Annotated in this window: 11 protein-coding genes; 9 read left to right on the forward strand and 2 right to left on the reverse strand. The window is 63.5% G+C overall.

All coding sequences use genetic code 11. The features are described 5' to 3' along the window. The 9 genes from PH551_RS32145 to PH551_RS32185 form a co-directional block, all read left to right on the forward strand. A partial coding sequence (locus PH551_RS32145; protein ID WP_285196343.1) for a GGDEF domain-containing protein occupies positions 1-380 on the forward strand: 380 nt, incomplete at its 5' end. 137 nt (positions 381-517) lie between these two features. Continuing rightward, positions 518-1,549, forward strand: coding sequence for a LacI family DNA-binding transcriptional regulator (locus PH551_RS32150; protein WP_285196344.1), 1,032 nt, complete (start codon positions 518-520; stop codon positions 1,547-1,549). Between the two features lie 277 nt (positions 1,550-1,826). Continuing rightward, entirely contained in the window at positions 1,827-2,840 is a 1,014-nt protein-coding gene (locus PH551_RS32155; RefSeq protein WP_285196345.1) for an SIS domain-containing protein, read from the forward strand. Between the two features lie 121 nt (positions 2,841-2,961). Further along, positions 2,962-4,302: an ABC transporter substrate-binding protein gene (locus PH551_RS32160; RefSeq protein WP_285196346.1), complete on the forward strand. Its 1,341-nt coding sequence runs from the start codon at positions 2,962-2,964 to the stop codon at positions 4,300-4,302. Positions 4,303-4,313: 11 nt separating this feature from the next. Next, positions 4,314-5,270, forward strand: a complete 957-nt coding sequence (locus tag PH551_RS32165; RefSeq protein ID WP_285196347.1) for a carbohydrate ABC transporter permease — start codon at positions 4,314-4,316, stop codon at positions 5,268-5,270. Then, positions 5,267-6,127 carry a carbohydrate ABC transporter permease gene (locus PH551_RS32170; RefSeq protein ID WP_285196348.1) on the forward strand — a complete coding sequence of 287 codons (861 nt, stop codon included), beginning with the start codon at positions 5,267-5,269 and terminating at the stop codon, positions 6,125-6,127. The genes PH551_RS32165 and PH551_RS32170 overlap by 4 nt, the downstream gene beginning before the upstream one ends. Positions 6,128-6,146: 19 nt before the next feature. Beyond that, the gene (locus PH551_RS32175) at positions 6,147-6,305 is read left to right on the forward strand and encodes a hypothetical protein (RefSeq protein WP_198175567.1); all 159 of its coding nucleotides are present in this window, start codon (positions 6,147-6,149) and stop codon (positions 6,303-6,305) included. Next, a complete protein-coding gene (locus tag PH551_RS32180) occupies positions 6,305-7,159 on the forward strand; it encodes a PfkB family carbohydrate kinase (RefSeq protein ID WP_285196349.1) in 855 nt (284 codons plus the stop codon). Before PH551_RS32175 ends, PH551_RS32180 begins: the two co-directional genes overlap by 1 nt. Positions 7,160-7,163: 4 nt before the next feature. Beyond that, the gene (locus tag PH551_RS32185) at positions 7,164-8,570 is read left to right on the forward strand and encodes an NAD(P)/FAD-dependent oxidoreductase (RefSeq protein WP_285196350.1); all 1,407 of its coding nucleotides are present in this window, start codon (positions 7,164-7,166) and stop codon (positions 8,568-8,570) included. A gap of 316 nt (positions 8,571-8,886) precedes the next feature. On the opposite strand, the gene PH551_RS32190 is transcribed toward PH551_RS32185, so the two are convergent. After that, the gene (locus PH551_RS32190; protein ID WP_285196351.1) at positions 8,887-9,333 is read right to left on the reverse strand and encodes a methyltransferase family protein; all 447 of its coding nucleotides are present in this window, start codon (positions 9,331-9,333) and stop codon (positions 8,887-8,889) included. Between the two features lie 265 nt (positions 9,334-9,598). Further along, complete coding sequence (locus PH551_RS32195; RefSeq protein WP_285196352.1) at positions 9,599-9,904, reverse strand: helix-turn-helix transcriptional regulator; 306 nt, start codon at positions 9,902-9,904, stop codon at positions 9,599-9,601. Position 9,905 lies beyond the last annotated feature (1 nt).

The raw sequence follows: 9,905 nt of genomic DNA on the forward strand, positions 1-9,905 counted from the left end.
CCGTCTTCGACATCGATAATTTCAAACGCATCAACGACCGGCTCGGCCACCACGCCGGCGATCTCGTGCTGCGCGATTTCGCCCACCGCATCCACCAGAATGTCCGCCGCAGCGATTGTTTCGGCCGGGTCGGCGGCGAAGAATTCCTGCTCGTCATGCCGGCCACCGGCCCGGAAGACGCGCTTGCCATGGTCGAGCGCATGCTGACAGTGATCCGCTTCTCCCGGCCGCTGCCGGACTCTCCCGACTTCAGCTACACCTGCTCCGCTGGGATCGCCGCGTGCGTGCCGACGGACAGCGCGTCGGAGCTTTACCGGCGGGCCGATCAGGCGCTGTATGACGCGAAGATGAGCGGCCGGGATCGGGTACGGGCGGCGTAGGATAAGATGCCGAGGTCCCGGCCGAGCGGCTCTGGTCGGTGCGCATTCCAGATGCCGCTCTTGAATTGGTCGGGCGTCCTCTGCTAGGCGTCATCCTGGCTTTGAAGGCCGGACAAGATCCAGCGGGGACCAGGGAAGTGGCGCCAAAGGCAGTGACGCTGATAGACGTTGCGCGCGCCGCGAACGTGTCGCGCGCGACCGCCGCCCGCGCATTGAACGGTTACGGCTATGTCGGCGGAGACGCGGCAGAGCGTGTGCTGGCAGCGGCCGATCGGCTCGGCTATCGCAGCAATCGCGTGGCGCAGGCCTTGCGGCGAGGGCAGCTGCCGCTCATCGGCTTCATGCCGGGCGACATCCAGAACCCGTTTTTTGCCCGGATCGCCCATGACGCCGATGTCGATCTGCGCGCCTTTCGCCACAACCTTTTGATCGCCAGCAGCGAGGAGGATCCGGAACAGGAGGTGGAACTGCTCGAAAGCCTGAGGTCCCTCAATGTGCGCGGCTTCATTGTCGCTCCGACCTCGGCCGACAACAAGGAGCACCTGGACGGGCTGGTCCGGGACGGAACGCCCCTCGTGCTCATCGATCGCGCCTTGCCGCAGGTTGCCTGTGACAGCGTCACCGTCGACAATGAGGGCGGCGCCCGCGAGGCCGTGAGCTATCTGATCGCCAACGGCCATCGCCGCATCGGCCTCATTCAGGACGATTCCCGCATCACGACTGCCCGCGGCCGTTTCGCCGGCTATATCCAGGCGCTGCAGAGCCATGGCATCGAGGTGGACGAATCGCTGATCATCGTCTCGCGATCGACGGTGGAATATGCAATCGATGCCACCATCCGCCTGTTCAGCCGGCCGTCGCGCCCGACAGCGGTCTTCACCGTCGACAGCCTGATGACGCAAGGGGCGCTTCTCGGGCTGCGCTCGATGGGCCTTGCCGTGCCGCATGCCGTTTCCCTGGTCGGCTTCGACGACTTCAACCTCGCCACTTTCACCGACCCGCAGATCACCGTCGTGGCGCAGCCGATCGCGCAGATTGGCCCGCTTGCGGTGAAGCTGCTGATGCAGCGGATCAACGGCAGCCGGGAGCCGCCGCACCGGGAGCAGTTCCCGACGCGCCTGGTCGTGCGCGGCTCCGTCTCCCGGCCGTCCCGCGCGCCGGGACGCTGATCTGCTCGCGCCTCTGCTGGTCTGTCCGAGACAGGCGCGTTCCGACATCACGTGAAATTTCTGCAAAAAGTGGCTTGCCATGCCGGCCGGACCATGCATTAATCCGCGTGTGAGATCGGTCTCTCATCACTCCAGAGGAGAAACCGGTCTTTCTTTTGATCCATGTGTGAGATCGATATCACATTTTTGAATTGGCGACTGCATGCCGGCGCGCCGCAGTCTGCCGCCTGAAGTGGGGGACGTGTGCGTGCTTACTACTGATAGACAAGGGACCCGAATGTTGAACTTTGACCAAGCCCGCTTCCTGAATATCCAGACGGGCGCCGTTGCGATTGCTGACTGGATCCGCCCGCTGATGCGCGACCTGCTCGATGCGGGGATCGAGCGGCTTTACTTCATGGGCACCGGCGGCGTGCAGCTCCTGACCCTTCCCGCGATCGAGCTCGCCGCCCGCCATACGACCTTCCCGGTATCGGCCTGCTTCCCGGCCCAGGTGATCCTCGATCCGCCGGCCGGCCTTGACGAAAAGGCGCTGGTGGTGATGCCGTCATTGTCGGGCACGACCAAGGAGAGTGTCGCGCTTCTGCCTTTCCTCAAGGAACGCGGCGTGCGCCTGTTGACGCTCACCGGCCATGCCGACACGCCGCTCGCCCAGCAGGCCGATCACACCTATACCAACTTCGCCGAAGACGACACGTCGTCGGAGTCGTTCTACCTGCAGACCATGATCATCGTCCTGGCGCTGCTGGCCGAAACCGGCAGGATCGCGAATTTCGACGCGATCGTTTCCGAGCTGAAGAGGCTGCCGGGGCTGCTGGCGGAGGCCAAGGCCGCCTATGAAGACGAGGCGGCGAAGCTCGCCCAGTCCATCAAGGACGAGCCTTATCATATCTTCACCGGCGCGGGGTCGGTCTGGCCCGAGGCGCATTATTATGGAATGTGCATCCTGGAAGAAATGCAGTGGATCCGCACGCGGCCCGTTCATGCCGCCGATTTCTTCCACGGCACGCTGGAACTGGTCGAGCCGGGCGTCAGCGTCTTCCTGTTCAAGGGCGAGGATGCGCTGCGGCCGCTCGGCGAGCGGGTCGAGCGCTTCGTCCATCGCTACACCGACAAGGTCTGGATCCTCGATTCCGCATCCGTTGCCCTTCCCGGCATTTCGCCGCAGGTCCGCAGTCTGATCTCGCCGGTGGTTCTCGCCACCCTGCTGGAGCGGCTGAGCGCCCATCTCGAGGTGCTGCGCCAGCACCCGCTGACCACTCGCCGCTACTACAAGCGGGTCGAGTATTGATGCATGCCGCGAGCCTCTTCGCCGCAGCGGCGAAAGAGGCTCGCCGCTTCGCACCGGCGGATGGCGGACGGTAGGACACCGCGATCTGCCGCACGATCAACAAGCAAAAGGGGAATGAAACATGCAACGGTCCATCCACTCCACTGCGGCGATGATTGCGGCAGTATCGGTCATCTCGATTTACTGGGGAGCCTTCCCGGCAACGGCCTCTGCGGCCGGCGATGCGCCGGTTGCCGATCCGGCCGCCAAGGTCGACTACAGCGGCAAGCTGACGATCCTGACCAAGTTCGGCCTGCAGCTGCTTTCCCCCTATTTCGTCAATGTCGCCAAGGCCTACGAGGCGCAGCATCCCGGCGTGAAGATCGAGCTCATCCAGGAGAACGACGACAGCATCAAGGGCAAGACCAAGACCCTGGTCGCCTCGAATTCGCTGCCGGACATTTATTTCTCCTGGACGGGGACCTGGGGCGAGAACTTCATCCGCGGCAATCGCGCCGTCGATCTGTCCAAGGTCATCGGGCCGGAGACCGAATGGGGCAAGACGCTGAGCCCGGCGGCCGTGAAGGCCTTTTCGTATAACGGCAAATATTTTGGCGTGCCGCTTTATCTCGACGCGAAATTCATGGGCTACAACAAGAAGATGTTCGCCGATCTCGGCATCGAGCCGCCGAAGGATTTCGACGCGCTCTTGAAGGCGTGCGATGCGCTGAAGGATTCGGGCGTCGTTCCGATCGCCATCGGCAACAAGGAATCCTGGCCGCTCGTCCATTATCTCGGGCAATTGCTGGCCTATAACGTGCCGACCGACACGCTGGAGCGCGATTTCAACCCAAAGACGGCGACCTTCGACCATCCCGGCTATGTCGCGGCGCTCGAGCAGTACCGCTCGCTTCAGGAGCGCTGCGCCGGCGGCGCCCAGGTCAACGGCCTCTCCTACCAGACCGCACTCCAGTCGATGAGCGACAAGAAGGCGGCCATGTACTACCAGGAGATCATCGAGTTCGATCAGGCTGCGACCAAGGAGACGGCCCTGAAGCCGGAGGAGTTCGGCTTTTTCAAGCTGCCGGCGCCGAGCGATGGCAAGGGTTCGGCGACGGCGCTCGAAGGCGCGCCGGAGGGTTACATGGTCAATGCCAAGGCGAAGAACGTTCCCCTGGCGATCGACTTCCTGAAGTTCCTCACCAGCCAGGAAAACGGCAGGACGCTGTCGGCGCCGCCCTATGGCCAGCCGAGCGCGGTGATCGGCGGCGCGGATAAGACCAGGATCAATCCCAATGTCGCCGAAGGCATGGAGGAGATCGCCAAGGCAAGCTACCTCATGCCGTGGCTCGACACGGTCAACCATCCGCGTGTCGCCGCTGCCTGGCTCTCCGGCCTGCAGGCCTTCGCCGGCGGCTCCATGTCGGCGGACGATCTTCTCGCCTCCGTTCGCAAAGCCGCCGCGGCTGCCGCCAGACAATGACGATGGCGAGCGTGACGACAACCCCGACAAGCAACGGTGCCGCCCTCAGCGGCGCCGTCTCCAACCGCAGCAGATGGCTGCGGCACGGCTTGCTGCAGCAGCTGGCGGCGTTGCGCTGGGGCATCGTGGCGCTGATCATCGTCGGCTGGTTCGTCTATTATCCGATCGTCGACAACCTGTTTGTCAGCACGACCACCCAGGACATCTTCACCGGCGAGGTCGCTTACGTCGGGCTCGACAATTACCGCCGGCTGCTGGACGATCCGGTCGTCTGGCGGGCGCTGACCAATAACGGCCTCTATGCCGTGCTCTCCGTCGTCTTCCAGGTCTTCGCCGCCTTCGTGCTTGCCGCCATCATCGAGGGGCTCAGGAGCCGCGCCTGGCGGAATTTCTGGCGGGCCGTCTATTTCATTCCCTCGGCGATTTCCACCACCGTCACCGGTCTGCTCTTCTATTTCATCTACCAGCCCGATATCGGCCTTCTCGACGCCCTGCTGCATCTGCTCGGGCTGCAGAACCTGTCTTACACCTGGCTGGGTGACGAGCGCACGGCGATCTACGCGATCATCGCGATGAGCCAGTGGCAGGGCTTCGGCTATTCGACGCTGCTCTTCACCATCGCCATCCAGAAGATCCCGCGCGAACTCTACGATGCCGCCACCGTCGATGGGGCCGGGCCGCTCCGCCAGCTCTTCTGCATCACCTTTCCGCTCACCCGCGAAATGACCGGCATGATGATCATCGTCACCATTGCCGGCGCCTTCCAGGTTTTCAACGAAGTCATGGTGATGACGGGCGGCGGGCCGAACAATTCGAGCCAGGTGCTGGGCACATGGCTCTACGAGCAGGGCTTCAACCAGAACGACATGGGCTATGCGGCCGCGATCGGCGTGGTCATCTTCCTCGCCACCCTGACGACGGGCCTGCTCCAGCTCTGGTACACCAAGCGGCGGAGGGTGGAGGCATGAGCGCGGTGGTCATTCCTGCCGGCGCGTCGCTGCGCAATCCCTGGCTGGTCATCGGCAAGGGCGTGCTGATGGCGCTGCTGGTGGCGGCGGGCGTTCTCGTCGTCTACCCGCTGATCTGGATGGCGCTCGGCGGCTTCAAGTCGAACAGCCAGATCTTCAGCGATCCCTTCGCGCTGCCCGACCGCTGGTCCTTCGACAATTACGCCGCGGCCTGGAACCAGGGTGTGCGCAATTTCCTGTTCTCGAGCCTGCTGGTGACCATCGTTTCCACCATCACCACGGTCTTCATCAGTGCCTGGACCGCCTATGGCCTGACCCGCACGCCGATGTTCGGCAAGCCCGTGATCGTCGGTTTCGTGCTCGGCGGCATGATGCTCAGCCCGACGGTCGCGCTGGTGCCTCTCGTACAGATGATGCAGAGCCTTGGCCTCTACAATACGCATTGGGCGCTGATCATCCTTTACACCGCCTTCCGCGTGCCCTTCACCACCTTCCTGATCCGCGCCTATATGCTCGATCTGCCGCGTGATCTGGACGAGGCGGCCATGATCGATGGCGCCAGCGAAGGGCAGATCTTCCGCAAGATCATGCTGCCGCTCTGCCGCTCGATCATCGTCTCCTGCATCATCCTGCACATCCTGTTTGCCTGGAACGAATATATCTTCGCGATGATCTTCACCAACCAGATCGACGTGCAGACCCTGCCGGTCGGCCTGACCTCGCTGATGGCCAAGCATGGCACCAATTTCGCGGAGGTCTTCGCCGCCATGACCATCTCGGCGCTGCCGATCGTCGTCATCTTCTTCTTCACCCAGCGTTATTTCATCCGCGGCCTCACCGAAGGCATCGGCAAGTGATTTCATGAGGAAACCGGAAGTGCCAAAACTCTCGGCCAGGCAGCTGATCGGCGCCAATTTCAGCTTTCAGCACTCTCCCTTCGAAAAGGTTGCGGAAGTGATCCGCGGCTTCGGCTTTGCCGAAATCGAACCCTGGGGGATCGCGCCTTATCTCCAGCCGGCAGGGGAGGTCGCGTGATGGCGGCGATGCGGCTGATTGCGGTTGGCGACAACTGCCTGGACGTTTACCTCAGCAAGAACAGCATGGCTGTCGGCGGCAATGCGCTGAATGTGGCGGCGCAATGGCATCGGCAAGGCTGCGATGCCCGCTATTTCGGCGTTGTCGGCAGGGATGCCGAGGGCGACGTGATCGCCACCGCGATCAAAGCCGTCGGTCTGCCCGGGGCGGACCTCGAACGGCGCGACGGCGCCACCGCCGTCACCTTGCTCCTGGAAAAAAATGGTGACCGCAGGTTCCTGCTGGAGGATCTCGGGGTCGGGCGCAATTACGTTCCGTCTCCGGAGCGCTATGCAGCGCTGCGGCGGGCCGATTGGGTTCACCTCGGCACCAATTCCAGCGCCGAGCTCATCGAGCGGCTGATCGAAGACCGCATTCGCTTCAGCATTGACGTCTCGACGGTGCACCAGTCCCTGGATCTCAAGGGCGTGCCGCTGGTCTTCGCATCCGGGCCGGATGAGCCGAACGTGCCGGTCGAGCCCGTCATAGGAACTTTGAAGGATCGTGGCGGCGCGAGAATCGTCCTGACCTGCGGCCGGCGCGGCGCCTTCTTTGACGATGGTACAGAGCTCGTCCATGTGCCTGCGCAGGCAATCGATGTCGTCGATACCTGCGGCGCCGGCGACAGTTTCATCGCCACCTTCGTTGTCGCGCATCTTCTGAAAGGCATGGACGCCGGGGCGGCCATGCGCCTCGCGACCGATGCGGCCGCCGGGACCTGCCTGCACGAAGGGGGCTTCCCGCAGAGGCTGGGTGCCATTCCGCCATGGCTCCTGCAGAAATATGCCGCCGAAATCTCTGCCGCGGAGGGCTGACATCATGCGCTACACCTTGAGACCGCCGGTACTGGCGCGTGGCCCGGACCGCTCCTTCTGGCTCCAGGACGCCGGTGCCGCCCCGGCCACCACGCCGCTCGAGGGCGATCAGGCCGCCGATGTCGCGATCGTCGGCGGCGGCTATACCGGCCTGTGGACGGCGCTGCGCCTGAAGGAGCAGGATCCCGGGCTCAAGATCGTCCTGCTCGAGGCGGATTGCTGCGGGGCAGGGGCATCCGGCCGCAATGGCGGCCAGGTCCACTCCTGGTTTGCCGAGATTGATCTCCTCGCCGCCGTGGTGGGAGAGACGGAGGCGCTTTCGCTCTGCCGGGCGACCGCCGATGCGATCGGGGAGCTGGAGGCCCTGCAGGCAAGCGGCGCGATCGACATGGATCTCAGGCTGGACGGATGGCTATGGACGGCAAGCGCCAGGGCCCAGGAAGGCGCATGGCAGAAGGCGCTTGACATGGCGGAGGCCCAGGGCGAAGCGCGCTTCACCCGGCTCGATGCCGGCGAGATTGCCCGCCGCACCGGCTCTCGCGCCTCCTACATGGGCATTGCCGAGATGCGGGCAGGAACGGTGCAGCCGGCAAAGCTCGCCACAGGCCTGCGCCGGCTCGCTCTCGCGCGCCATGTGATCATCCACGAAAAGACGCCCGTCACCGCAATCGAGCCGGGAGCCGTCACCACCCTGCACACGCCGCAGGGCCGCCTTCGCGTCGGCCGCGTCGTGCTGGCGGCGAATGCCTGGCTTGCATCCATTCCCGAGCTCCTGCGCCACATCTATGTCGTCGAAAGCCAGATCGTCGCCACGCAACCTGTGCCGGATCTGCTTCAGCGCCTGGGGTGGACGGGCGGCGAATCGATCTGCGACGCGCAGGCGCATGTGCTCTATTACCAGCGCACGCCGGAGGGGCGGGTCATCTTCGGCCGCGGCAGCGGCAAGATCGCCTACGGCGATCGGATCGGCTCCTCCTTCAACCGTGGTACGGAAAAGGGGGCCGACAACAGGCGCGAGCTGGACCGGGTCTATCCCGAACTGAGAACAGTGAAGATCGAGCACGACTGGTCGGGGCCGATCGACTGCACCGCAGATCACCTGCCGATCTTCGGCCATCTCACCGGCCAGCCCAATATCTTCTTCGGCATCGGTTTCAACGGCACCGGGATAGCCCAGACCCCCGTCGCCGGCCGCATCCTCGCCAGTCTGGTTCTCGGACGAGACGATCAATGGAGCCGCAGCAGTCTTATCGGACTTGGCAAGCGCAAGCCGCTGCCGCCGGAGCCGATCCGCTATCTCGGCGCCAGGCTCGTCCGCAAGGCGATCCGCCTTCGCAACGATGCCGAAATCGAGAACCGGCCGGTCAACCCGATCGTCCGCTACATCTCCGAATTGAAGCCCGGCGGCTGATGTGATGCGCCTGCCATTAGGCGGCCGCCGAAAGGGAGCACAGGAGCGGCACGCCCGCCGCTTGAGTTCGCGGCCAGACCTCCGAGATGAGTGTCGGGGGGCAGATCGCCGGCCGACCGCACCGACGCCGGGCTCACGCCCGATTTGAGAACCGAACAAGGATCTACGGCCGCTTCGCGCCCTCATTCCGGCCATTAATGTCCAAAGCCGACGTTCCGCTGGACGCCTGAGCCACCTCCTGGATGGGCGGCGAGCAGCCATTCCGAACGCCGAACCATAGTACCTGCTTTGTCGCGCAGCCGAAACAAGCGAGGCTCTAGAGCCACCTTCTCACGTTACGCGCGTATTCGTCGAAAGCCGGGCCGAACTGGCGGCGCATCTTGGCTTCCTCGAAGGGGATGTGGACCCAATTGGCGGTAGCAAACACCAAGACGGGGGCGACGAACATAAGAATAGCGCCCGTCGCCACAGCCACACCGAGGCTGAGGACAACGAGGCCCAGATACATCGGATTGCGGGTGAACTGAAAAGGTCCGCCGGTGACCAGCTTGTTGTTGGTTTCCGAGGTGGGATTGACCTGGGTGCCCTCACGTCGGAACAGTATCAAGGCCCAAACTGGAGCAATGAAACTCACCGCGATGAGCCCGATCCCGACGAAGAGGCTATGTACCCAAGGTACGGCGGGCCACCCGAACAAGTAGCTGGCGCCCGCAGTGAAGATCAAGAAGAGAAGGGCCCATATCGGTGGTGGAAGTTTCAACATATTCGTTCACCTCGCGCAGCGCGACCGGCGCTCTGTTGCCGGCACCGGGAGCGACTATAAGGAATATTGCCCCTCAAAGCCATTTGCGGCCGCTATGAGTCGGAAGCGGCCGATCAGCAAAGTGCCTCATATCGGTCGTAAAAGTCGCCATCGCGCTAGCCCTAAAGCCGACATAGCTCCGCAGCGGCGACCTGTCTCCTGCGCGCCAATAGAGGTCAAAAGCCAGATACGGTGGTTACGCGACGGCGAGGTCGTATCCGCTGGTTCAAGTAGTTGTGCCAAGTTGTTCCTTACCCCTGCCGAACTGCCTGGGCGGCCGGCCCATAACACGCTTGAAAGCGGTATTGAAGGAATGCTCCGACGCATATCCGAGCGAAGCCGAAATCTGTGCGATGGACTCCCTTCCTTGAGAGAGTCTCTCTGCCGCCGACATCATGCGTCTCTGCGTGAGATATGACATAGGGGTCTCTCCGACGCGTCTTCGGAAATGATTTGCGAAACTCGAACGCGACATTCCGGCCTTGTCGGCAAGCGCTTCCAGAGTCCAGGCGCGTGACGGCTCGGAATGCATC

The organism is Rhizobium atlanticum, from assembly GCF_030182485.1.
GTDB lineage: Bacteria > Pseudomonadota > Alphaproteobacteria > Rhizobiales > Rhizobiaceae > Rhizobium.